This is a genomic window from Nocardioides sp. NPDC127514 (assembly GCF_040302125.1).
GTDB lineage: Bacteria > Actinomycetota > Actinomycetes > Propionibacteriales > Nocardioidaceae > Nocardioides.
In genome coordinates this window covers 1-21,447 of the sequence record NZ_JBEORF010000034.1, presented here as the reverse complement: position 1 = coordinate 21,447, position 21,447 = coordinate 1, and the positions used below count along the sequence as shown (strand labels likewise).

23 protein-coding genes and 2 tRNA genes are annotated in these 21,447 nt (G+C 68.7%); 17 read left to right on the top strand and 8 right to left on the bottom strand.

The features are described from left to right. Positions 1-3: 3 nt before the first annotated feature. Positions 4-249 carry a mycoredoxin gene (locus tag ABTX24_RS24210; protein ID WP_091051217.1) on the bottom strand — a complete coding sequence of 82 codons (246 nt, stop codon included), beginning with the start codon at positions 247-249 and terminating at the stop codon, positions 4-6. A gap of 91 nt (positions 250-340) precedes the next feature. Here ABTX24_RS24210 and ABTX24_RS24205 point away from each other — a divergent pair, with 91 nt between their 5' ends. The 4 genes from ABTX24_RS24205 to ABTX24_RS29670 all read left to right on the top strand — a co-directional run bounded on the left by ABTX24_RS24205 (position 341) and on the right by ABTX24_RS29670 (position 3,455). Further along, positions 341-2,392 (top strand): ATP-dependent DNA helicase UvrD2, encoded by a 2,052-nt coding sequence (locus ABTX24_RS24205; RefSeq protein WP_350843261.1) that lies wholly within the window; start codon positions 341-343, stop codon positions 2,390-2,392. Between the two features lie 138 nt (positions 2,393-2,530). Then, a complete protein-coding gene (locus tag ABTX24_RS24200; protein ID WP_160027406.1) occupies positions 2,531-2,746 on the top strand; it encodes a hypothetical protein in 216 nt (71 codons plus the stop codon). Positions 2,747-2,850: 104 nt separating this feature from the next. After that, positions 2,851-3,150 carry a WhiB family transcriptional regulator gene (locus tag ABTX24_RS24195; protein WP_141802912.1) on the top strand — a complete coding sequence of 100 codons (300 nt, stop codon included), beginning with the start codon at positions 2,851-2,853 and terminating at the stop codon, positions 3,148-3,150. After that, on the top strand, positions 3,060-3,455 hold the full coding sequence (locus tag ABTX24_RS29670) for a putative WhiB-interacting protein (protein ID WP_502890790.1): 396 nt from the start codon (positions 3,060-3,062) through the stop codon (positions 3,453-3,455). The genes ABTX24_RS24195 and ABTX24_RS29670 overlap by 91 nt, the downstream gene beginning before the upstream one ends. 109 nt (positions 3,456-3,564) lie before the next feature. Here ABTX24_RS29670 and ABTX24_RS24185 read toward each other — a convergent pair whose 3' ends face one another. Continuing rightward, positions 3,565-5,211, bottom strand: a complete 1,647-nt coding sequence (locus tag ABTX24_RS24185; RefSeq protein ID WP_350843259.1) for a GMC oxidoreductase — start codon at positions 5,209-5,211, stop codon at positions 3,565-3,567. Positions 5,212-5,338: 127 nt separating this feature from the next. Between ABTX24_RS24185 and ABTX24_RS24180 the strand changes: the two genes are divergently transcribed. From ABTX24_RS24180 to ABTX24_RS24170, 3 genes are all read left to right on the top strand, one after another. Beyond that, on the top strand, positions 5,339-6,439 hold the full coding sequence (locus ABTX24_RS24180; protein ID WP_350843257.1) for an NAD(P)H-dependent amine dehydrogenase family protein: 1,101 nt from the start codon (positions 5,339-5,341) through the stop codon (positions 6,437-6,439). Beyond that, positions 6,436-6,918: a carboxymuconolactone decarboxylase family protein gene (locus ABTX24_RS24175; protein ID WP_350717394.1), complete on the top strand. Its 483-nt coding sequence runs from the start codon at positions 6,436-6,438 to the stop codon at positions 6,916-6,918. Before ABTX24_RS24180 ends, ABTX24_RS24175 begins: the two co-directional genes overlap by 4 nt. Before the next feature lie 79 nt (positions 6,919-6,997). Beyond that, positions 6,998-7,162, top strand: a complete 165-nt coding sequence (locus ABTX24_RS24170) for a hypothetical protein (RefSeq protein WP_168381087.1) — start codon at positions 6,998-7,000, stop codon at positions 7,160-7,162. 2 nt (positions 7,163-7,164) lie between these two features. On the opposite strand, the gene argS is transcribed toward ABTX24_RS24170, so the two are convergent. From argS to ABTX24_RS24155, 3 genes are all read right to left on the bottom strand, one after another. Beyond that, entirely contained in the window at positions 7,165-8,862 is a 1,698-nt protein-coding gene (argS, locus tag ABTX24_RS24165) for an arginine--tRNA ligase (RefSeq protein ID WP_350843322.1), read from the bottom strand. Between the two features lie 158 nt (positions 8,863-9,020). Beyond that, positions 9,021-9,794, bottom strand: a complete 774-nt coding sequence (locus tag ABTX24_RS24160; RefSeq protein ID WP_350843255.1) for a hypothetical protein — start codon at positions 9,792-9,794, stop codon at positions 9,021-9,023. A 205-nt stretch (positions 9,795-9,999) separates the two neighbouring features. Then, complete coding sequence (locus ABTX24_RS24155) at positions 10,000-10,158, bottom strand: DUF5679 domain-containing protein (RefSeq protein ID WP_091051197.1); 159 nt, start codon at positions 10,156-10,158, stop codon at positions 10,000-10,002. 554 nt (positions 10,159-10,712) lie between these two features. Here ABTX24_RS24155 and ABTX24_RS24150 point away from each other — a divergent pair. Then, complete coding sequence (locus tag ABTX24_RS24150; RefSeq protein ID WP_350843253.1) at positions 10,713-11,738, top strand: PHP domain-containing protein; 1,026 nt, start codon at positions 10,713-10,715, stop codon at positions 11,736-11,738. A gap of 11 nt (positions 11,739-11,749) precedes the next feature. Beyond that, positions 11,750-12,295 carry a M48 metallopeptidase family protein gene (locus ABTX24_RS24145; protein ID WP_141795322.1) on the top strand — a complete coding sequence of 182 codons (546 nt, stop codon included), beginning with the start codon at positions 11,750-11,752 and terminating at the stop codon, positions 12,293-12,295. Here the strand turns inward: ABTX24_RS24145 and ABTX24_RS24140 are convergent. Beyond that, complete coding sequence (locus ABTX24_RS24140) at positions 12,214-12,873, bottom strand: dihydrofolate reductase family protein (RefSeq protein WP_350843251.1); 660 nt, start codon at positions 12,871-12,873, stop codon at positions 12,214-12,216. The genes ABTX24_RS24145 and ABTX24_RS24140 overlap by 82 nt on opposite strands. A 65-nt stretch (positions 12,874-12,938) precedes the next feature. Between ABTX24_RS24140 and ABTX24_RS24135 the strand changes: the two genes are divergently transcribed. Further along, the gene (locus ABTX24_RS24135) at positions 12,939-13,805 is read left to right on the top strand and encodes an AraC family transcriptional regulator (RefSeq protein WP_350843249.1); all 867 of its coding nucleotides are present in this window, start codon (positions 12,939-12,941) and stop codon (positions 13,803-13,805) included. Here ABTX24_RS24135 and ABTX24_RS24130 read toward each other — a convergent pair. Both ABTX24_RS24130 and ABTX24_RS24125 read right to left on the bottom strand, forming a co-directional pair. After that, positions 13,802-14,341 carry an NUDIX hydrolase gene (locus ABTX24_RS24130; protein WP_350843247.1) on the bottom strand — a complete coding sequence of 180 codons (540 nt, stop codon included), beginning with the start codon at positions 14,339-14,341 and terminating at the stop codon, positions 13,802-13,804. The genes ABTX24_RS24135 and ABTX24_RS24130 overlap by 4 nt on opposite strands. Further along, on the bottom strand, positions 14,338-15,672 hold the full coding sequence (locus ABTX24_RS24125) for a zinc-dependent metalloprotease (RefSeq protein ID WP_160027426.1): 1,335 nt from the start codon (positions 15,670-15,672) through the stop codon (positions 14,338-14,340). The genes ABTX24_RS24130 and ABTX24_RS24125 overlap by 4 nt, the downstream gene beginning before the upstream one ends. Positions 15,673-15,728: 56 nt before the next feature. On the opposite strand from ABTX24_RS24125, the gene ABTX24_RS24120 reads away from it, so the two are divergent. The 7 genes from ABTX24_RS24120 to ABTX24_RS24090 all read left to right on the top strand — a co-directional run bounded on the left by ABTX24_RS24120 (position 15,729) and on the right by ABTX24_RS24090 (position 21,419). Beyond that, complete coding sequence (locus ABTX24_RS24120; protein WP_160027428.1) at positions 15,729-16,166, top strand: molybdenum cofactor biosynthesis protein MoaE; 438 nt, start codon at positions 15,729-15,731, stop codon at positions 16,164-16,166. 35 nt (positions 16,167-16,201) lie between these two features. Further along, positions 16,202-16,438 (top strand): hypothetical protein, encoded by a 237-nt coding sequence (locus ABTX24_RS24115; RefSeq protein ID WP_160027430.1) that lies wholly within the window; start codon positions 16,202-16,204, stop codon positions 16,436-16,438. Positions 16,439-16,471: 33 nt separating this feature from the next. After that, positions 16,472-17,518 carry a YlbL family protein gene (locus tag ABTX24_RS24110; protein WP_350843245.1) on the top strand — a complete coding sequence of 349 codons (1,047 nt, stop codon included), beginning with the start codon at positions 16,472-16,474 and terminating at the stop codon, positions 17,516-17,518. Further along, complete coding sequence (locus tag ABTX24_RS24105) at positions 17,515-18,126, top strand: PPA1309 family protein (RefSeq protein WP_201451229.1); 612 nt, start codon at positions 17,515-17,517, stop codon at positions 18,124-18,126. Before ABTX24_RS24110 ends, ABTX24_RS24105 begins: the two co-directional genes overlap by 4 nt. Beyond that, complete coding sequence (locus ABTX24_RS24100) at positions 18,123-21,023, top strand: UPF0182 family membrane protein (protein WP_350843243.1); 2,901 nt, start codon at positions 18,123-18,125, stop codon at positions 21,021-21,023. Before ABTX24_RS24105 ends, ABTX24_RS24100 begins: the two co-directional genes overlap by 4 nt. Positions 21,024-21,078: 55 nt before the next feature. After that, positions 21,079-21,152: transfer RNA gene (locus tag ABTX24_RS24095), tRNA-Met, on the top strand. Positions 21,153-21,312: 160 nt separating this feature from the next. Then, positions 21,313-21,419 (top strand) — tRNA-Met (locus tag ABTX24_RS24090). Positions 21,420-21,447 lie beyond the last annotated feature (28 nt).

The following is a 21,447-nucleotide window of genomic DNA, read 5'->3' as shown; positions in this document are numbered from 1 at the left end:
GTGTCAGACCAGCTCGGCGAGCTTCGCCTTGACCTGAGCGATCGACGGGTTGGTCATCGCGGTGCCGTCGGCGTAGACGAGGGTCGGGACGGTCTGGTTGCCACCGTTGACCTGCTCGACGATCTGCGCGGCCTCCGGGACCTGCTCGATGTCGACCTCGTCGAACGTGATGTCTTCACGGCCGAGCTGACCCTTGAGTCGCTGGCAATATCCACACCAGGGTGTGGTGTACATCGTGAAGCTGCTCATCGGGGGCTCTCCTCATCAGAACTGTCGGTGCGAGCCAATAGTCTTGGCCTGCAAGGCATAACGTTCCCACCCCGAGGAGTTCTTCCCGCCCATGACCCCCGAGTCCCTCCTCGCCGCCCTCGACCCTGAGCAACGCCGGGTGGCGGAGGCACTGCGGGGTCCGGTCCGGGTGCTGGCGGGTGCGGGGACCGGCAAGACCCGGGCGATCACCCACCGGATCGCCTACGGCGTCGCCACCGGCGTCTACGCGCCGCAGGAGGTCCTCGCGGTCACCTTCACCACCCGGGCGGCGGGGGAGATGCGGCAGCGGCTGAGGGCGATGGGTGCCGGCGCGGTCCAGGCACGGACCTTCCACTCCGCGGCGCTGCGCCAGCTGCGGTTCTTCTGGCCGAAGGTCTACGGCACCGAGCTGCCCAACCTGACCGAGTCGAAGATCCCGCTCATCCGCGCGGCCGCCCAGCGCCAGCGGATCAACGTCGACCAGGCCCAGGCGCGCGACCTGGCCTCGGAGATCGAGTGGTCGAAGGTCTCCAACGTCCACCCCGACGACTACCCGAAGTCGGCCGAGGCTCGGGGCCGGGAGGTCGGCGGTCTGACCCCATCGATGGTGGGACACATCTATGCGGCCTACGAGGACGTCAAGCGCACCCAGGCGCGGATGGACATGGAGGACGTGCTGCTCCTGACCGCCGGGCTCCTGGAGCACGACGAGCGCGTCGCGGCGCAGGTCAGGCGGCAGTACAAGTGGTTCACCGTCGATGAGTTCCAGGACGTCTCGCCGCTGCAGTCGGCGCTGCTGGACCTGTGGCTGGGCGGGCGCAGCGAGCTCTGCGTCGTCGGCGACCCGGCGCAGACGATCTACACCTTCGCCGGAGCCGACGCCGCCTACCTGCGTGACTTCCCGAAGAAGCACCCCGGCGCCACCTCGGTCGAGCTGGTCCGCAACTACCGCTCCTCGCCGCAGGTCGTGAGGGCCGCCAACAAGATCCTGGAAGGTACGCCGAGCGCCGGTGTCCAGCTGCAGGCGCAGCGCGACTCGGGGCCGGCGGTCGAACACGTCGAGCAGCCCGACGAGGTCGCCGAGGCCGAGGGCGTCGCCGCCGAGATCCTGCGTCTGCACCAGTCCGGCAAGCCCTACAACGAGATGGCGATCCTGTTCCGGATCAACGCCCAGTCCGAGGCGTACGAGGACGCGCTCACCGCGCGCCGGATCCCGTACGTCCTGCGCGGGGCCGCCCGATTCTTCGACCGACCCGAGGTCCGCGAGGCGGTGACCCGGATCCGCGGCGCGGCGCGAGGCGGCCAGGGTGCCGTGATCGGTGACGAGCTGCTGGAGTCGGTCCACGGGATCCTCGCGGGGATGGGCTGGACCTCCGAACCGCCCGAGGGGCGGGGGCAGACCCGCGACCGCTGGGAGTCGTGGCAGGCGCTGATCGACCAGGCGCGCACCTTCTCCGCGGCCGGCGGCGACCTGGCCGGCCTCGTCGCCGAGCTCGACCGCCGTGCGTCCGAACAGCACGCGCCGGTCCCGTCGGGTGTGACCCTGGCGACCTTCCACGCCGCCAAGGGTCTGGAGTGGGACTCGGTGTTCCTGGTCGGCCTCCAGGACGGCACGATGCCGTTCATCCTTCGCGGCGAGGAGCCGACCCCGGCCGAGATCGAGGAGGAGCGGCGACTGCTCTACGTCGGCCTCACCCGGGCGCGGGTGGACCTGACCCTGTCCTGGGCGCTGGCGCGCCAGCCGGGCCAGGCCGCGCGGCGCAGGCCGTCGCGGTTCCTAGACCCGCTGCGGCCGACTCGGTCCGCGGTGCCGACGCGGCGCCCCGGCTCCGGGAAGGCCCGGATGTGCAACGCCTGCGGCGGGCCGCTCGGCTCGGCGGCCGAGAAGCGGATGGGCCGTCACGAGGGCTGTGACGCGCCCTACGACGAGGAGCTCTACGGCCGGCTGAAGCAGTGGCGCAAGGAGACCGCCGAGGCGATCCGTAAGCCTGCGTTCGTGGTCTTCACCGACGCGACCCTGGAGCAGATCGCCGAGCAGAAGCCGGGAACCCTCCAGGATCTGCAGCGCATCGCCGGCATCGGCCGCAGCAAGGTGGAGACGTACGGCTCGGAAGTCCTTGATGTGATCGCCGCGGACGCCTGAAAACCCTTCAAAGAAATTCCTCGAAATCAACCGGTTTAATCGTTTGCGGCCGACATGCCCGGCCGGTTACTGTTCCTTCATCAAGTAAAACCGCGCGCCGTTGAAGCGCGCCCGACAGCCCCGAAGGAGGTGGCCCCAGTGAAGATCAACCAGATCAAGACGCCGATCAATGGCATCGCCATGTCCGCGTGCGGCCACCCCGAGCTGTCCAGCCCGACCTGGGCCACCCCGGCTGCCGGTGCCTTTATGGGCGCCGGTTACGGCACGCGCGTCGAGGGACTCGTGTCCCCGCAGGCGGATGCCATCAAGGTCAAGTCCCACGGGATTCGAGCCTGGAGCTGTCCGACTACGTAGAACCACGTAGTCACAGCAGCCTCCAGGCCGCGGAACCCGAAACCCGGGATCCGCGGCCTTTCTGTTTCTCAAAACCCGCGATCAGTCACAAAGGAGGTGTACATATGACCAGCATTCTCGAGCCCGAGGTCACTCTCGGCGTTCTCCATGACCGCGCCAACCGCTACGACGAGGACCAGCTGCCCTGCCGGGTCAACAACCCGGAGCTGTGGTTCGCCGAGTCTCCTGCCGACGTCGAGTTCGCCAAGGCACTCTGCGCGACCTGCCCCGTGCAGCCGCTCTGCCTCGCCAGCGCCCTCGACCGGCGTGAGCCCTGGGGCGTCTGGGGCGGCCAGCTGCTCCTGCAGGGGAAGGTGATCCCCCGCAAGCGGCCCCGTGGCCGGCCCCGCAAGGACGCCGCCTGATCAACACCATCAACCCCAACGCCGTTTCAAAGACGAAAGGCAACAGCCATGAACACGATCGTGATGACCATGGGCGCCGGAGCCCGCTGACCAGCAGGAGAACAACAGACATGAACACCAACCGAGTACGGAGCACTCAGATGAACTTGCTTTACGAAGACCTGGCGCGCGCGCAAATGTCCGCGCGCCTGGGAGAGGCGCGTGAACTGCGGCGAGGACATGCCCTCGTCAAGGCCGCTCGCCTGGGCCGCAAGGCCGAGCGAGCCGCCGTCCAGGCGAAGCTGGCTCTTGCCCGCGCGCTGTAAGTCCCCGATGGGACCCCATGCCTCACCCCTCTGATCGCGGGTGTGGAAGATGACCGGCCAGTCCGAGAAACCCTCGGACTGGCCGGTCCTATGTTGTGCCCCGATCCGGTCAGAGGTCGGTGGCGATGATCCTCTCGATGTTCCGCTCGGCGAGGGCGGTGATCGTGACGAACGGGTTGACGCTCGTGTTGCCCGGAATGAGCGAACCGTCGATGACGTAGAGACCGTTGTAACCGTGCAGCCGGCCGTAGTTGTCGGTCGCCTTGTTCAGAACGGCGCCGCCGAGGGGGTGGTAGGTCAGGTGGTCGCCCCAGATCTTGTTCGTGCCGAACAGGTCGGTCCGGTAGATCGTCCCTTCCGTGCGGTTGATCTTGTCGAAGATGGTCTTCGCCATCGTGATGGAGTCCTGCTTCCATGCGGTCTGCCACGACAGGTCGACCTTGCCGGTGGACGAGTTGTAGCTGAACGCCGCCCGGCGCTGGGTCTTGGTGATCGCGAGATAGAAGGACGCGAACGTCTCGATTCCGGTGGGGAGTGGCGCGACCTCGGCGAAGGCGCCGCCGGCGTCCCAGTTGTCGATGCCGGAGCACGGGATCGTCGACTGCACGTCACCGGTCGGGTCCCACATGTGGTTGGCGCGCCCGACCATCACGTTGCCGTTGTCACCCCATCCCTGGCCGACGTCGCTGTTGAGTGCCGGCAGCGCGCCGGTCGCCTTCATCTTCACCAGCAGCTTGCTCGTGCCGACGCTGCCGGCCGCGAAGAACACCTTGCCCGCGTTGACCGTCTTCGTCGCCACCACGTCGCCGGCGGTGTTGATCTGTTCCAGGACGACGTCATACCCGCCAGCCGCCGCGGGCCGGACCGAGGTGGCCCGGTGCAGAGAGGAGATGGTGACCTTCCCGGTGGCGGTCGCCTGAGCGAGGTACGTCTTCGGCAGCGTCCTCTTGCCGTGGTTGTTTCCGTAGATGACCTCCTGGGCCAGCGCCGACTTCGGCACGCTGCCGTTGTCCTCGGCCACCATGTAGTTCCAGTCGTACACGTCCGGGACGAACGTCCACGCGAAGCCTGAGCGCTGAGCGTGCTTCCGGCCCACCCGCGAGTACTGGTAGTAGGAGGTCCGTTCGAACCAGTCGGGGTCGACGGATCCGACGCCGAGGGCGGCATTGGCCCGCGGGTAGTAGGTGGAGTACATCTCCGCGGCGTCCACCGAGGGGAGGACGGCTCCGAAGTTCGCCCGCTTCGGCGTGACGGCCATGCCGCCGTTGACGAGCGAGCCGCCGCCGACGCCGCGTCCCTGGTAGACGGAGATGCCGGCGAAGTCCTCGGCGTCCAGGATGCCGGCGTACTTCGGGACGTCCTTGTCGATGGGGAAGCCGAGGAAGTTGCTGAGCGGCTGTTTGGTCCGCGTACGCATCCAGAAGGACCGATAGTCCGGAGCGCTCACCTTCGGGTGGATCTTGCCGTCCGGGCCGGGCGCGACGGTGGACCAGTCCTGCCCCATCTCGACCATGTGGACGTTGATGCCGGCCTGGGCCAGCCGCAGGGCCGCGACCGAGCCCCCGTAGCCGGTGCCGATGACCAACACCGGGACCTGCGCGCCGTTACCGATCGACGACGCCGCAGCTGATGCCCATGTCGGGCTGGCTCCGAATGCTCCTCCCAGCATCCCGACACCAGCCAGTGAGCCTGCGCCGAGCACGAACCCTCGGCGTGACAGGCCCGGCGACCTGTCCTCTCGTGGTGTGTTGCTCAAGATGACCTCCCTTTTCATCACTGATTGCTAGAACATGTTCTAGTATGCCGGTGGGGGTGTCACAGGTTCGCAACATTCACGCAATCCGGCAGAGCAAACCAACAGGGCAACCGGCAAGGGAGATCGCATGGTCAGCGCATGCGTTTGGGGCACGGGAAACATCGGTCGACTCGCCATCCGCGCGGTCGACGCACATCCACGACTCGAGCTGACGAGCGTGCTCGTCCACGACCCCGAGAAGGTCGGCCGGGACGCAGGCGACCTCGCGGAGCTCGGCCGTGATCTCGGCGTCGCCGCCACCGACGACATCGACGCGGTGCTCGCGACACGTCCGCAGGCGGTGGTGTACGCCGCATCGGGCGACATCCGTCCGGACGAGGCCCTCGCCGACATCGTGCGAGCTCTCGGAACCGGGGCCGTGGTGGTCACGCCGGCCCTCTATGCGCTCTACGACCAGCGCAACGCTCCGCCGGAGATGCGCGAGCCGGTGCTGGCCGCGATCGCCGAGGCCGGCGGGTCGCTCTTCGTCTCCGGCGTCGACCCGGGGTGGGGCAACGACGTGCTGCCGCTGCTGGTCAGCGGCCTGGGCAGCACCGTGGACGTCGTCCGGTGCCAGGAGATCTTCGACTACTCCACCTACGACCAGCCCGACTCCGTCCGCTATCTCGTCGGGATGGGGCAGCCGATGGACTACGACGCCCCGATGCTCATGGAGACCGTGCCGACCATGGTGTGGGGCGGCCAGGTCCGGTTGATCGCACGCGGGCTCGAGGTCGAGCTCGACGAGATCCGGGAGACCGTCGAACGGCTGCCGCTGGACGAGACCGTGACCACGGAGTCGATGGGCGACTTCGAGAAGGGCACCCAGGGCGCGGTGCGCTTCGAGGTCCAGGGGATCGTCGCCGGGGAGCCGCTCATCGTCGTCGAGCACGTCACCCGCATCCACCCCTCCTGTGCCCCGCACTGGCCGACGCCACCCGACGGCGACGGCGCCCACCGGGTGATCATCGAGGGCGACCCGAGGATCGAGGTGACGGTCGAGGCGACCGACAAGGCCGGCAACCGGGCAGCGGGCGGCAACGCCACCGCGGTCGGGCGGCTCGTCGGCGCGATCGAGTGGCTCGTCGACTCGGCCCCCGGCCTCTACGACGCGCTCGACGTACCGCTGCAACCGGCGACCGGCAGGCTCGGCGCGGCCAAGGCCGCCCAGGAAGGTGTGACCGCATGATCGTCGACGTCCCCGACGGGCGGGATCCGATCGAGTACGTCTGGGGCGAGATGGTCCCTGGCATCGGGCCGGCGGCCGCCGGGCTCTCGCTCGCGGTCTACGAGCACACCACGCTCGGGCTCCGCGAGTTCGAGGCCGCCCGGTTGCGGATCGCGCAGATCAACGGCTGCGTCTTCTGCCTCGACTGGCGCACCGAACGAGACGGGGAGAAGGTCGAGGAGTCCTTCGCCGAGGCGGTCGAGCAGTGGCGTACGACCGACGCCTTCGACGACCGCACCCGGCTCGCCGCCGAGTTCGCCGAGCGCTACGCGATCGACCACCACGGCATCGACCAGGACTTCTGGGACCGGATGTCGGCCCACTACACCGATGCCGAGATCGTCGAGCTGAGCATGTGCCTCGGATCGTGGCTGGCGTTCGGCCGTCTCAACCACGTTCTGGGCCTCGACACCGCCTGTGTCCTGCCTTCCCGGAGGTAACACGGCGCTGACATTCAGGTGATGCAGAATTTCGGTGTTGCACCCTCTGAACCGCAGGATTTCGACCTATCGTTGAGACATGAAGACCTGCGATTTCTGCGGATGCTACGAGGCCGACCCCAACCGCCTCCTCGCGTGGACCACCGCGGTTGAGCGTGGGCGTTCGAAGTCGTTCTGCGAGGCCTGCTCGCGACGTCACGTGCGCTCCATGGAAGCCAAGCTCGACTCCGACTGGTGGGCGTGAGCTCACATCCTTCGAGGCGCCTCGATCCCGAGGAGCCTGAGTCCCTCTGAGAGCACTCGCCGGGTCGCCTCGCACAATGCGAGCCGGGTCTGCCTGACCTCACCCTCGGCCTTGAGCACCGGACAGTTCTCGTAGAACGCCGTCAGCGCGGTCGCCAGGCCATAGAGGTACGCGGTGAGGTGATGCGGCTCCAAGGTGCCGGCGACCTTGGCGACCACCGGGGCGAAGCCGGTCAGCTCCAGCGCCAGCCGCTGCTCGGCCGGGTGGGAGAGGTCGTTGACGGCGTACGTCTGCTGGGGAGCCTGCGCGAGGATGCTGCACACCCGGGCATGGGCGTACTGCAGATACGGGCCGGTCTCGCCGGTGGTGGCCGACATCCGGGCGAGGTCGAAGACGTAGTCGCGGGCGAGGTTGTTGGAGAGGTCGGCGTACTTCACCGCGGCGTTGGCCACGGCGCGTACGACTTCGGGGCCGGCGTAGCTGGCCGCGGCGGCCTCCTCGGCGGCGTCCAGGAGCGCGGTCAGGGAGACCGTCTCTCCCGAGCGGGTCTTGAACGGCCGGCCGTCGGGGCCGAGCACGGTGCCGAAGCCGATGTGCTGGACCTCCACCGATTCGGGCAGCCAGCCGGCGGCGCGGGCGACGGCGAAGACCATCTCGAAGTGCTGGCTCTGCCGGTGGTCGACGATGTAGACGATCCGGTCCACGGCGAGGTCGTCGACCCGGTGCCGGATCGTGGCGAGGTCGGTGGCGGCGTACCCGAACCCACCGTCGGCCTTCCGCACGATCAGCGGTAGCGGCGCGCCGTCGCGGCCGGTGAAGCCGTCGGGGTAGACGACCTGTGCGCCGGCCGACTCGGTCAGCAGGCCCGATGCCCGCAGGTCGTCGACGACGCCCGGAAGCTGCGGGTTGTAGCGGCTCTCGCCGTCGAAGTCGTCAGCGGTCAGGAGTACGCCGAGCCGGCCGTAGGCGACCTCGAACTCGGCCATCGAGGCGTCGACGAGTGCCTGCCACAGCGCCAGGGTGGTCGGCTCGCCGGACTGGAGCGCGACCACCCGCTGCCGGGCGGCCACGGCGAAACCCGGATCGTCGTCGAAGCGCGCCTTGGCCCGCTGGTAGAGCGCGAGCAGCTCGGTCATGTCCAGGTCGGCGACGGCCGCCGGATCGGTGAGCCCCTCGCCGAGCAGCTCCTCGACCAGCATGCCGAACTGCGTGCCCCAGTCGCCGAGATGGTTCTGCCGTACGACCTCGTGGCCGGCGTAGGCCAGCACCCTGGCCAGGGAGTCGCCGATGACCGTGGAGCGCAGGTGGCCGACGTGCATCGGCTTGGCGACGTTGGGGGAGGAGTAGTCGACGACGACCCGCTGCGGGCTCTCCGGGGTGGGTACGCCCAGGTGTGGGTCGGTCAGCAGGTCGCCGACGACCGAGCTCAGGACGTCGGGGGACCAGGTGAGGTTGAGGAACCCGGCGCCGGCCAGCTCGAGGGTGCCGAGGCGATGTATCGAGCTTGTCGAGATGTCGCCGAGGTCGATGGCGTCGATGAGGCGGGCGCCGATCTCCCGCGGCGGCAGGCCGAGCGGACCGGCCAGCCGCAGCGGCAGGTTGGACTGGAGGTGGCCGAACTCGGGCCGCGTGGCCGGCCGCAGCTCGGGATCGATACCGGCATAGGCGTCGCCGAAGCAGGTGACGACGGCGTCCTGCAGGTGTGCCGACAGGGCAAGAGTGTGCTCGTGCACGAGAGTGGTCCTAGGAGGTGAAGAGGGCAGGCTGACGCAAAGGCGGGGTCAGAGACCCATGCCTCGTCGTCGCAGTGCGCTCTTCGTGACCATGTCCGCAAGAGTGCCGGAGGCGTCGGTGCAGGTCAAGCCGGTTCGCCCGCGCCCGGTCCGGCCGAGGCGATGAGGTCCCAGGCGCAGCCGCAGTACGGATGCCGCAGCCAGGGCCGCACGGTGGGCGCGTCGTCACGCGTGAGGACCACCGACGCCGACCACGACGCGGGGGTGCGTCCGGCGAGGTAGGTGCGGGCGTCGCGTACGGCCCAGGAGAGCGCGAGGGACTGCAGCAGCGGGTCGCTCGGCACCTCGTTGCCGACGAGCTGGCTCACGACCACGGCCCTCCGCTCATCCTCCTCGGCGAGCGTCGCGTCGACACAGCGAAGGCAGGCGGTGACCCCGGGCACGACCAGCGGGCCCACCGTCCAGGTGTCGGGTCCGCTCTCGACGACGAGGTGTGCCCGGCCCTCGCGCACCAGCTCGTCTGCTCTTTCGCGGTCGAGCGGTCCCTCGGAGAGGAGCACGACGATGTCCGGGGTGCTCGGCGTTGCCGGCGCCGGTCCGATCAGCGCCCGTGCCGCCGAGAGCAGGGCAGGCGGACCGTCGAAGCCCACCCGTGGCGGCGGGTCGCCGCCGTCCGCGTCCATCAGCAGACCCGCGTTGCCCAGCTGCTGCATCGCGTGCCGCCCGGGCAGGTGGTCGGGCTCGACCGCCCGGCCCGCGGCGAGGTCGGTCAGCAGGCGGCGTACCTCCACGCCGTCCTGCACGATCGCCCGCCGTGGCGGGTCGATGCCGATCTGGAGTCGGTTCTCATCACGTCGTACGGCCACATACCCCGGCCGAATCCGGTAGCGCGTGCTCATGCCGGGAGTCTCACACCGCGCTGGATTTCCTGCAGCAGCAATCCACAGGGCCTGTGGATAACCTGCCGAGGCGCCACCCGCGTCGGCCGAGTTGGCACGTGGGTGACGCCTCGGCCGACGGGGCTGACGCTTCGGCAAAACGTGGCGGCGGCGCCGCCGGACATGCCGGGGACGCCGCCGCGTGGGCTCAGGATGAACTGAGTGGTCAGGCCTTACCGAGAATGCGGTTGAGATTGGTGCTGCAGACGGGGCAGACGGCCTTGGCCATCTTGGTGCCCTTGTCGTTCACCCGGATCTCACCGGTCGCCTCGCGCTTCTCCTTGCACTTCACGCAGTAGAACTCGCCGCTCCAGGTCTCCGCCATGACGGCCTCCTTGCCTATATGTAACTGGTCGTCGCGACGGGGTTGTCAGGGAAGCCCGTCGGAAGCTCGTCATGACGAGCCAACTCGACCCTACGACACGCGGCGCTTCCTGCGGCAACACGGGCTATCAAGCGAGTGTCGGCGTGTTGGCGTCATACCGGGGGATTCGGGGCTTTCGACGACGCATCGAAGGTCTGCCGAAGGCGCTCGCGAAGGTCTCGGGATGAGGAGAAAACTGGAGGGACCCCCGGTGCCTGGATCGTCCTTCGCCTTCCCCTTGCGAAGGCCGTCCGGCGGCGCCGGGGGTCCCACTGACATCGAACTTAAAGAGGATGTGGGAGCGCGTCAACGTCCCACTCCGTGTTGCTTGTGGACAAGATGTGGACAACCCCGCTTTGCTTGGGGACAGCCGGTGGAAGACACGCGCTTTCCTGTGAGTAACCAAGTGACCGGAAGGAGAATATTCGGTTGAATCAGGACCTTGACCAGGGAAAAGCATTCTCCACCGGTTGTGGAGGCAAAAATAGTTGGAGGAAGATTTGGTAGGCGAGCCGTTGTCCCCCGTCGCAGCCCTGCGGCGGATCGCATTCCTGCTCGAGCGTGGGCGCGAGGACACCTACAAGGTGAAGGCGTTCCGCGCCGCGGCGGCAGCGATCCTGCCCCTCTCCGAGGAGGACGTACGCCGCCGGGCGGCCGAGGGCACCCTGACCGAGCTGAGCGGGGTCGGGGCGAGCACGGCCAAGGTCATCGCCGAGGCCGCGCGCGGCGAGGTTCCGCAGCGGCTGCAGGACACCGAGCGCGTCCATGGCGGTCCGCTGACCGCTGCCGGAGCGGGGGAGAGGCTGCGGAGCAGGCTCCGCGGCGACCTGCACAGCCACTCCGACTGGTCCGACGGCGGGTCGCCGATCGAGGAGATGGCCTTCACCGCGATCGAGCTGGGCCATGAGTACCTCGTGCTCACCGACCACAGCCCGCGGCTGACGATCGCCAACGGTCTCAGCGCCGCCCGCCTGGAGCGCCAGCTCGGTGTGGTCGACGCGGTCAACGACCACCTCGCCGGGCACGGGTTCACCCTGCTGAAGGGGATCGAGGTCGACATCCTCGACGACGGCAGCCTCGACCAGAGCGACGAGATGCTCGCCAAGCTCCAGCTGCGGGTCGCCAGCGTCCATTCCAAGCTCAAGATGGAGAAGGAGCAGATGACGAAGCGGATGGTCACGGCCGTCTCCACGACCCGGATGAACGTGCTCGGTCACTGCACCGGGCGGCTGGTCACCGGAAACCGCGGCACCCGGCCCGGCAGCCAGTTCGACGCCCGCAAGGTCTTCGAGGCGTGCGCCGAGCACGAGGTCGCGGTCGAGATCAACTCCCGGCCCGAGCGGAGAGACCCGCCGACCAAGCTCATCGAGCTCGCCCGCGACGCCGGTTGCCTCTTCTCGATCGACTCCGACGCACACGCTCCGGGGCAGCTCGACTTCCTCGTCCTGGGGTGCGAACGAGCCGAAATGGCGGGTATCGAAGAGGAACGGATCATCAACACCTGGCCTCGGGATCGCCTGCTGGCCTGGGCGAACAGGTAGTTTCTTGACCTATGGACGGCCCGGAGATCGAGGTGCGACGCAGCAAGCGGCGTCGGCGTACGGTCTCCGCCTACCGTGACGGCGACCGCATCATCGTGATGATCCCGGCCGCGATGTCCCAGCGGGAGGAGGCCGAGTGGGTCGAACAGATGGTCGCCCGCCTGGAGAAGGCCGAACGTCGTCGCAAGCCCAGCGACGATGATCTGATGCGACGATCGGCCGCGCTGAGCGACCAGTACTTCGGCGGTCTGGCCAAGCCCGACTCCGTGCGCTGGGTCGACAACCAGAACAGCCGCTGGGGCTCGTGCACCCCCGGCGACCGTTCGATCCGGCTCAGCGACCGGCTCCGCGGCATGCCGAGCTGGGTCGTCGACTACGTCCTCGTCCACGAGCTCGCCCACCTCTTCGAGGCCAAGCACAACGAGGCGTTCTGGGCGTGGGTCGACCGCTATCCGCAGGCCGAGCGTGCCAAGGGCTACCTGGCGGGCTGGTCCGCAGCCGCCAAGCTCCCCGCCCCTCCGGGCGAGGAGGACGACGACGTCGAAGAGATCGACTGACCCACGGCGTAGGTGAGCGCGACCGTGCCGAGACTCGTCGAGGCGATGTCCTCGAGCCGCAGCGAGCACGGCGACGGCAGGTCGCCGAAGAGTCGCTTGCCGGTGCCGAGCAGCAACGGATGTACGAACAGCCGCAGCTCGTCGACCAGCCCGGCGCTCATCAGCTGACGGACCAAGTCGCCGCTCCCGAGCGCGACGATGGTTCCCTGACCCTCGGCCTTGAGCCCGGCGACCGCCTCGACGACATCTCCCTCGAGCACGCTCGCACCGTTCCAGGCGAGGTCGTCGAGAGTGCGGGTCGCGACGTGCTTCGGCGCGGAGTTGAGGCTCGCCGCCATCGGGTCGGTGTCGGGCTGGGTCGGCCAGAACTCCGCCATCTTCTGGTAGGTCCGCCGTCCCATGACGTACGCCGAGGTCTGCGCGCCGACGTCGGGGGAGAGGACCTCCCCGAGCGCGGCGCCGTACGGCGCGCCCCATCCGCCGTGCTCGAAGCCACCATCCCTGTCCTCGTCGGGGGAGCCCAGCCCCTGCATCACGCCGTCCACGCTCAAGAACTCCACGATCGCCAGTTTTCGCATGACGACAGCCTGCGCCCTGCACGAATCGGCTGGCTTGAACGAAATCGACCGGCGATCATCGATACATGACGGGCGTGACCCGCGAGATCGTACGACTGCCCACCCACTCCGGACTGCAGGGTCTGGTGGCGGGCATCGTCGGCTTCCGCGAGCAGTCGGCGGTGCCGCTCGAGCGGCGCCAGCCCGCAGGGACTTTGCTGCCGCTGGTTCTCTCCTTCGGCGACCCGTTCGAGATCGTCGACGTCACCGCGGGGGAGGGTGCCGGGACGTACGGGTCGTTCGTCTCCGGCTTCATGCCCGGGCCGGTCTCGACCCGGTCCGGGCGTAGCCATGCGTGCGTGCAGGTGTATCTGACGCCGCTCGGTGTCTCTCGGCTGCTCGGTGTCCCGGGCAGTGAGGTGGCCGGCAGGGTGATGGCGGCCGAGGACCTGATTCCGCAGCTCGGGGCGTCCTTCTCGGAGCGGCTCGAAGCGGCCGGTACCTGGCGACCGAGGCTCGACCTGGTCCAGTCCGCGCTGCTCGCGCGGGCCGGCGATCAGGCCGGCGATCCGGCCGACCCGCTGGTGTCGTGGCTGTGGGACCGGATCACCGAGTCCGGAGGCCAGGTGCGTATCCGGGACCTCGTGGCCGAGACCGGATGGAGCCACCGATACGTCACCACCTGCTTCCAGCGCGCCGTCGGGCTCACCCCGAAGGCGGCCGCCGGTGTCGTACGTTTCGAGCGCGCCGCCGCCGACATCTCGACAAGCTCGATACATCGCCTCGGCACGCTGCCCGTCGCCGAGGTCGCCGCCCGTCACGGCTATGCCGACCAGAGCCATCTGACCCGCGACGTCGTGAGGTACGCCGGTGAACCGCCCGCCGCGCTCGCCGTCAGCCGCCGTCCGACCGCCCACACGGCACTCGGCACGACCCCGGGAGGCCGGCGCTAGAGGCGAGCCTGGGCGAGCTTGATGAGCTCGAGCAGGTCGTCCTCGGGCTCGGGGATCGCGTCGACCGGCCACCAACGTACGTCCAGCGACTCCTCGCTCACCGCCGGAACCGCGCCGGCGGGAGCGACGGCCATGAAGCGTACGTCGAGGTGGTGGACGTCGCCGGACGGAGCGCAGAAGGGGACCGGATGCTCGGAGAGCTGCACCAGCCCGGGCAGCGGCGCCAGGTCCGGCACTCCGGACTCCTCACGCAGCTCGCGGGCGGCGGCCGCCCACAGGGTGGGGTCGCCCTGCTCGAGATGACCACCGAACTGGAACCAGCGCCGGGCCTTGCGGTGGTGGGTCAGCAGCACCGCGGAACCGTCGTCGGAGAGCACCACGCACGAGGCTGTCAGGTGGTCGGGGACGCAGGACTTGAAGACCCCGGTGGGCTCGGCCTCGAGATGGGAGACGTAGCGCTGCCGCAAGGTCTCCTGCGGAGCCGACGGCGCCTCCCACGCCCGCAGCGTGGCGAGCGCATCAGCGTGCAAGCTCACTCGTCAGCGTCTCCGCCGAGCAGCTTCTTGAGCTCCGCGTCGAAGTCGATCGAGTCGACATCGGGAGCCTCGGCGCCCTCACGGAAACCGAGCGGGTCGTCGAGATCGGCCGAGGTGGGCAGCAGCGCCGGGGACATCCAGACGCCGTCGCGGGCCTCGATGCCCTGCCGGGTGCGCAGCGAGCCCCACAGCGCGGCCGCGTCGCGCAGCCGTCGCGGCCGGAGCTCGAGGCCGACCAGGGTCGCGAAGGTCTGCTCGGCCGGACCGCCGGCAGCCCGGCGGCGGCGTACGGCCTCCTGCAGTTGTGCCGCGACCGGCATCCTCTCGGCGGTGGCCAGGGCGACGACCTCGTCGACCCAGCCCTCCACGAGCGCCAGCACGATCTCGAGCCGCTCCAGCGCCGCCTTCTGCGCGGGCGAGTCCGGCACCTCGAACATGCCTTCCTCGAACATGTTCTGCAGCTGCGACGGGTCCTGCATGGCGGAGAGGTCCAGGCCGCGCATCTGCTCCTCGATGCGCTGCTGCATGGCCTCCATGTTGAGCTCGACGCCGCGCGCGTAGTCGGTCACGGCCGAGACCACGTGGTCACGCAGCCACGGCACGCCGGCGAAGAGCCGCTGGTGGGCGGCCTCGCGCAGGGCCAGGAAGAGCAGCACGTCGTCGGTGCTGACGCCCAGACCCTCAGCGAAGGGCTCGACGTTGACCGGAAGCAGCGCGGCCTGACCGGGCTCGGTCAGCGGGATGCCGATGTCGGAGACGGAGATGACCTCGCCGGCGAGGTGACCGAGGCCGGTGCCGGCCTGGTTCGCGTACAACGCGCCCATCGCCTTGCCCACGAACCCGATCATCGGTCCCATCTGGGCCTTCATGTCCTCGGGGAGCTGGCCGCTCATGGCGGCCGCGGTCGAGGCCGCGACCGGCTCGATCAGCGGCTTCCATGCGTCCAGGGTGTTGACCAACCACTCGGCCTTCGACCAGGCCGTGGCGGACTTCACGCCGGAGGGGAACGACGTCGTCTCCTCCAGCCAGTGGTCGGCCAGCTGGATCGCATCGGCGACCGCGTCCTTCTGCTTCTGTGAAGGCGTGGGGTCGGGCGTGGACGCGGCTACCTTGCGGGCGAGGTCCATCGCGACGTCCCAGTTCAGCGGGCCGTCATAGGGCTGTAGCAGCGACTGGATCTGACCGAAGATCTGGCTCAGGTCAGGCATGCCGCCGGGGCCTCCGCCGACGCCGCCGATGGGGAAACCACCGAAGAACGCTTCGAAGGGCGTGCCCTTGAAGGGGTTCTCCGGCTCCTCCGGCTCGTCGGGGCCACCTGGGGTCTGACTCATGTGTCCAGCCTACGCGGTTACGGAAGCCCGCTGTCAGCAAGGACTAGGCTGGTTCCATGGCTGAACCGAAGAATGGCGCCGTCAAGCTTCTCGACATCCGGGAGACCCCTCTCGATGTCGCCGAGGTGCTGGCCGCCCTCGATGACGACGCTTCCGGCGGGGTGACGCTCTTCGTCGGCCGCGTACGTGACCACGACGGCGGCAAGGGCGTGACCGGCCTCGACTACCAGGCCCATCCGAGTGCCCTGGCCCGCCTCGCGGATGTCGCCGAGAAGGTGGCAGCCGACCATGGCGTCGCGGGTGTCGCCGCCGTCCACCGCACCGGCCACCTCGACATCGGCGACATCGCCGTCATCGTGGCCACCGCCTCCGGCCACCGCGGCGAGGCCTTCGCCGCCTCCCGCGACCTCATCGACACCCTCAAGGCCGAGGTGCCGATCTGGAAGCACCAGGTCTTCACCGACGGCACCGACGAGTGGGTCGGCGCGCCCTGATGCGCGCCGTTGTGCTGACCAAATAGGCTGCGTACGTGGACATCCTGCTCTGGCTCGTACCGTCTGCGGTCATCACCGTGCTGGCGATGGCCTGGGTCGCGTTCCTCGGACGTGAGGGGCGCGAGCAGGACCGCGAAGAGGTCGTACGCCGCCTCGGGATCGCGCTCGAGAAGGAGAAGACGCGCGAGCGCTCGAGAAGGTACGCAGCGCCCCAGCCGCCGCCCGACAGGTCGACCGGAGTCGCGGTCCGTGTCAACCGCGACGCCTCTTAGGGCGCAGTTGGTTTCGAATGAGAAGGTGACGCTATGACACAGCGCACCCTGGCCGGCCTCGTCGCCCTGCCGCTCGTGGTCGCCCTGATCGTGATCGCCTGGGTCGTTCCGCTGCCTTACACGATCTACAGCCCCGGGCCGACGGTGAACGTCCTGGGCGAGTTCGACGGCAAGGACATCGTCCAGGTCGAGGGCCACAAGAGCTATCGCGACAAGGGACAGCTGCGGATGACCACGGTCTCCGAGACCACCCGCGAGGCACGGCTCGGGCTCTGGACCCTGCTCGGCGCCTGGATGAGCGACACCGAGGCGGTCTACCCGCGCGAGGTCGCCTACCCCGACCAGGGCACCGTCGAGGACGACCGCGAAGCCGGGCAGGTGCAGATGGCCAGCGCCCAGGACGCGGCGATCGCCGCGGCGTTCACCAAGCTCGGTGAGGACGTCGACGAGGTCTCGGTCGCCGAGGTGACCAAGGACGCGCCGGCCGCCGGCAAGCTGAAGGCCGACGACGTGGTCACCAAGGTCGGCGACAAGGCGGTCGACACTCCCGAGGAGGTCGTCGCCGAGGTGCAGAAGGTCGAGCCCGGTGACACGGTCGAGCTGACCGTCGAGCGCAAGGGCAAGACGCTCACCGAGACCATCAAGACCGGCGAGAAGGACGGCAAGGCCTTCATCGGCGTCTCGCTGGGAGCGACCTACGAGTTCCCCTACGACGTCAAGATCACCCTCGACCCGGCCATCGGCGGACCGAGCGCCGGACTGATGATGGCGCTCTCGGTCTACGACACCCTCACCGAGGGGGCGCTGACCGGCGAGAAGAAGATCGCCGGCACCGGCACGATCGACGGTGACGGCAACGTCGGCCCGATCGGCGGGATCCAGCAGAAGATCCCGGGTGCGGCCTCGGACGGAGCCGAGCTCTTCCTGGTGCCCGCCGGCAACTGCCAAGACGTCGAGGGCGCCGAGAACGGTGACATGCGCCTGACCCGTGTGGAGACTCTCGACGACGCCATCAAGGCGATCGAAATCTGGACCGAGGACCCGAATGCCAAGCTGCCGACCTGTGGGAGCACGAAGTGAACGACACCCCTGAGCCCACGCCTGAGCTCAGCCGCGGTCTCGACCTGGAGACCGACCCCGCCCTTGCCGCTGCCGTCCTCGAGATCGAGGCGCACGTCGCCGGCGAGGGCTGGGACGGACCGGCGAGGCTCTTCGCGCTGGTCGACACCGCCGCGCTGGTCGAGGCCGAGCCCGCGCTCGCCACGATGATGGGCCTGGACGCTCCCGATCAGGACGGGTCGCTGACCCCGATCGAGCAGGACCAGGTGCCGGTGACGACCCAGCTGGAGGAGGTCCTCCAGACGACCGCCTGGCCCGCCGGGGTCACCGGCTGCGCGGCGGTCGTCGAGCGCCTCGTGCTGCCGCCCGACGCCGACGGCAAGATCCCCGATGACGCCGAGGCGGCCGCGGAGTTCGCCAAGGCGCACCCCGACCGGCAAGAGGTACGCATCGTGGCCGGCGCGACACGTGCTGGTGCCACGTACTGTGCTCTGCGGTTGAAGGCGCACGACGACGACCAGTCGGTCATCGGCGGCGTCGACCTGGTCCCCGAGCTCCTCGAACTGCTGCGTGTCACTCTTGAGGAGGCTCCGCTTGAGGAGAATGGCGACAGCGAGGGTGAAGCATGAGCCTCTTTGACGACGACGACCCGGCACAGGCACCGGCGCGCACACAGAGCACCGGCCGCAACCGATGGCTGGCGATCGCGGCCGTCTCGGTCATCGTGCTCTTCTTCGGCATCAGCGCCTTCGCGGCGATCTACACCGACGCGCTGTGGTACGACGCGATCGACTTCAGCAGCGTCTTCGGCACGGTCTTCTGGACGCGTACGGCACTGTTCGTCATCTTCTTCGTGCTGATGGCGATCATGATCGGGCTGCCTGCGGCGCTCGCCTACCGCACCCGTCCCTACTTCCACCCGGCCGACGACATCGGTGGCCTGGACCGCTACCGCGACGCGATCGCCCCGATCCGCACCTGGCTGCTGATCGGCATCGCGGGCGTCTCCGGGATCTTCGCCGGCTTCTCGGGCGCCGGCCAGTGGCGTACGTATCTGATGTGGCGCCACGGGCGCGACTTCGACAAGACCGATGAGTTCTTCGGCAAGGACATCGGCTTCTACGTCTTCGACCTGCCGTGGTGGCACTACCTGGTCAACTTCGCGCTGACCGGGCTGATCCTCGGCACGATCGGCGCGATGATCGTGCACTACGTCTACGGCGGCATCCGGCTCACCGCGCAGCGCGATCGGTTCACCCGCTCCGCGCAGATCCAGCTCAGCGCCATGGTCGGGCTCATCCTGCTGGTCAAGGGGCTCGACTACTGGGTCGACCGCTACGACCTGGTCAACGGCTCCGGGCCCCGCCTGGACGGGATGACCTACACCGACGAGCACGCGGTGCTCCCGGCCAACCAGATCCTGCTCGGGATCGCGGTGATCTGCGGCGTGCTGTTCATCCTCAACATGTGGCGGCGCAGCTGGCAGCTGCCCTCGATCGCGATCTCGCTGTTCGCGATCTCGGTGCTGCTGATCGGGATGATCTGGCCCGCGGTCGTGCAGGGCTTCCAGGTCCGGCCGAGCGAGCAGGACAAGGAGAAGCCCTACCTGGCGGCCAACATCAAGGCCACCCAGGACGCCTACGGCATCGCCAAGGACGACCTCGAGGTGACCGAGTACACCTCGCAGGCGGAGGCCGACGGGGCCTCGCCCGAGCAGCTCGACGAGACCGCGTCCTCGCTGCCGATCGTCGACCCCGCAGTGGTCCACCGCGAGTTCGAGCAGGTCCAGCAGGGTCGCTCCTACTACTCGGTGCACGAGCCGCTGGACATCTCCACCTACGAGGTCGGCGGCAAGGAGCGGGCGGTCGTGCTCGGCGTACGCGAGCTCAACCAGGCCGGCATCTCCGACTCCGACCGCACCTGGACCAACCTGCACACGGTCTACACCCACTCCAACGGAGTGATCGCCTCCTACGCCAACATGCGCGGCGCCGACGACAAGAACGAGTCGAACCAGATGCAGTGGGCCGAGGGCGACCGCACCGGCCAGCACGACCTGACCTCGGGCCAGGGCAAGTTCCAGGACAAGGTCTACTTCGGCGAGGACTCGCCGGAGTACTCGATCGTCGGCAAGGCCGGCAAGGGCAACCCGGTCGAGCTCGACTACAACTCCGAGGACGGCGAGACCAGGACGACGTACGAGGGTGCCGGAGGCGTCCCGATCGGCTCCAACTTCCGGCAGCTGATGTACGCCATCCAGTTCGGCTCCACGAACTTCCTGCTCTCCTCGCGCGTGAACGAGAACTCCGAGATCCTCTACGATCGCTCTCCGAAGGAGCGGGTGCAGAAGGTGGCGCCGTGGCTGACCCTCGACGACGACGTCTACCCGGTCGTCGTCGGCGGGCGGATCCAGTGGGTGGTCGACGGCTACACGACCACCGACCGCTACCCGCAGGCCGCGCGTGACTCGTTCGCCTCGATGACCGACGACGCCACCCAGACCTCGACCGGGGTGCAGACGCTGCCGACCGACGAGATCAACTACATGCGCAACGCGGTGAAGGCGACCGTGGATGCGTACGACGGCACGGTCACCCTCTACGAGTGGGACGAGTCGGACCCGATCCTGCAGACGTGGGAGGCGGCCTTCCCCGGCACTGTGATGCCGAAGTCGTCGGTCCCGAAGGAGCTGATGGAGCACCTTCGCTATCCCGAGGACCTCTACAAGGTGCAGCGCTACCAGCTGGCGCGCTACCACGTCTCCGACCCGGACGTCTTCTTCTCCGGCAACGAGCGCTGGGCCGTGCCCGAGGACCCGAACGACGACAACCACCAGCAGACGCCCTACCGGATGTTCCTCTCCGACAAGGAGGGCACCGCACGCTGGTCGCTGACGTCCGCCTTCGTGCCCTACAACCGGCCCAACCTGGCGGCGATGATGTCGGTGGACTCGGATGCCACCTCGGAGGACTACGGGAAGATCCGGATCACCACCGGCTTCCCCGACGACACCCAGGGTCCGGGCATGGTCTCCAACGAGTTCCGTACGGACAAGGCGATCGCGGACGAGGTCGCCTCGTTCAACCGCTCCGGTTCGGCGCCGGTGTGGGGCCAGGTCATCACCTATCCGACGGCGAAGAACGGCATCCTGTACGTTGAGCCGATCTACGCCCGCCGGGCGACCGCCTCGACCTCGGGCTATGCCCAGCTGGCCTTCGTGCTGGTCTCCTACGACGGACGGGTCGGCTACGGCTCGACGCTGAGCGAGGCCCTCGAGGTCGCGCTCACCGGTGCCGAGCCGACGCCTCCGACGGCCACCGATCCCGACGAGGAACCGGCCGAGACCACTCCGCCTCCATCCGGTGACTCACCGGGCGAGGTCGGCCAGCTCCTCGAGGACGCGCGTGCCCTGTTCGCCCAGGCCGACGAGGCCGGCAAGGCCGGCGACTACGCCGAGCGTGAGCGTCTCATCGCCGAGGCCCAGGACAAGGTCGACCAGGCCGCCGAGCTCATCTCCGGGGGCTGAGGGACACCTCCGATTAGGGGTTCGTTTCCCCTCGCGTGTAATGTTCTTCTTGCGACGCGGGGTGGAGCAGCTCGGTAGCTCGCTGGGCTCATAACCCAGAGGTCACAGGTTCAAATCCTGTCCCCGCTACTCCAAGACGAAGGCCCGGACCGAAAAGGTCCGGGCCTTCGTGATTTCAGGGCTCGATCGGCGTCCGCTCATCCGTGGCGCTGGCGCCGGGCTCGCCGAGACCCAGGCTTCCCGGATTGGGGTTCGGGTCAGTTCGCGGGTAGTGTTGTTCTTGCGACGCGGGGTGGAGCAGCTCGGTAGCTCGCTGGGCTCATAACCCAGAGGTCACCCTCGGTCTGGATGCCCTGGGCTTCGATCTCGTCACGGAGCTTGACCAGCTCGTCCTCAGCCAGAGCGTGCACCCGGGTGTTCGGGT

What these genes read in the sequence shown, in the direction of transcription:
- ABTX24_RS24140 (WP_350843251.1), bottom strand. Translation starts at nt 12,873, where the DNA reads ATGCGAAAACTGGCGATCGTGGAGTTCTTGAGCGTGGACGGCGTGATG.
- ABTX24_RS24145 (WP_141795322.1), top strand. Translation starts at nt 11,750, where the DNA reads ATGGACGGCCCGGAGATCGAGGTGCGACGCAGCAAGCGGCGTCGGCGT.
- ABTX24_RS24195 (WP_141802912.1), top strand. Translation starts at nt 2,851, where the DNA reads ATGACCAGCATTCTCGAGCCCGAGGTCACTCTCGGCGTTCTCCATGAC.
- ABTX24_RS24135 (WP_350843249.1), top strand. Translation starts at nt 12,939, where the DNA reads ATGACGGGCGTGACCCGCGAGATCGTACGACTGCCCACCCACTCCGGA.
- ABTX24_RS24100 (WP_350843243.1), top strand. Translation starts at nt 18,123, where the DNA reads ATGAGCCTCTTTGACGACGACGACCCGGCACAGGCACCGGCGCGCACA.
- ABTX24_RS24180 (WP_350843257.1), top strand. Translation starts at nt 5,339, where the DNA reads ATGGTCAGCGCATGCGTTTGGGGCACGGGAAACATCGGTCGACTCGCC.
- ABTX24_RS24155 (WP_091051197.1), bottom strand. Translation starts at nt 10,158, where the DNA reads ATGGCGGAGACCTGGAGCGGCGAGTTCTACTGCGTGAAGTGCAAGGAG.
- ABTX24_RS24170 (WP_168381087.1), top strand. Translation starts at nt 6,998, where the DNA reads ATGAAGACCTGCGATTTCTGCGGATGCTACGAGGCCGACCCCAACCGC.
- ABTX24_RS24205 (WP_350843261.1), top strand. Translation starts at nt 341, where the DNA reads ATGACCCCCGAGTCCCTCCTCGCCGCCCTCGACCCTGAGCAACGCCGG.
- ABTX24_RS24110 (WP_350843245.1), top strand. Translation starts at nt 16,472, where the DNA reads ATGACACAGCGCACCCTGGCCGGCCTCGTCGCCCTGCCGCTCGTGGTC.
- ABTX24_RS24125 (WP_160027426.1), bottom strand. Translation starts at nt 15,672, where the DNA reads ATGAGTCAGACCCCAGGTGGCCCCGACGAGCCGGAGGAGCCGGAGAAC.
- ABTX24_RS24210 (WP_091051217.1), bottom strand. Translation starts at nt 249, where the DNA reads ATGAGCAGCTTCACGATGTACACCACACCCTGGTGTGGATATTGCCAG.
- ABTX24_RS24120 (WP_160027428.1), top strand. Translation starts at nt 15,729, where the DNA reads ATGGCTGAACCGAAGAATGGCGCCGTCAAGCTTCTCGACATCCGGGAG.
- ABTX24_RS24175 (WP_350717394.1), top strand. Translation starts at nt 6,436, where the DNA reads ATGATCGTCGACGTCCCCGACGGGCGGGATCCGATCGAGTACGTCTGG.
- ABTX24_RS24160 (WP_350843255.1), bottom strand. Translation starts at nt 9,794, where the DNA reads ATGAGCACGCGCTACCGGATTCGGCCGGGGTATGTGGCCGTACGACGT.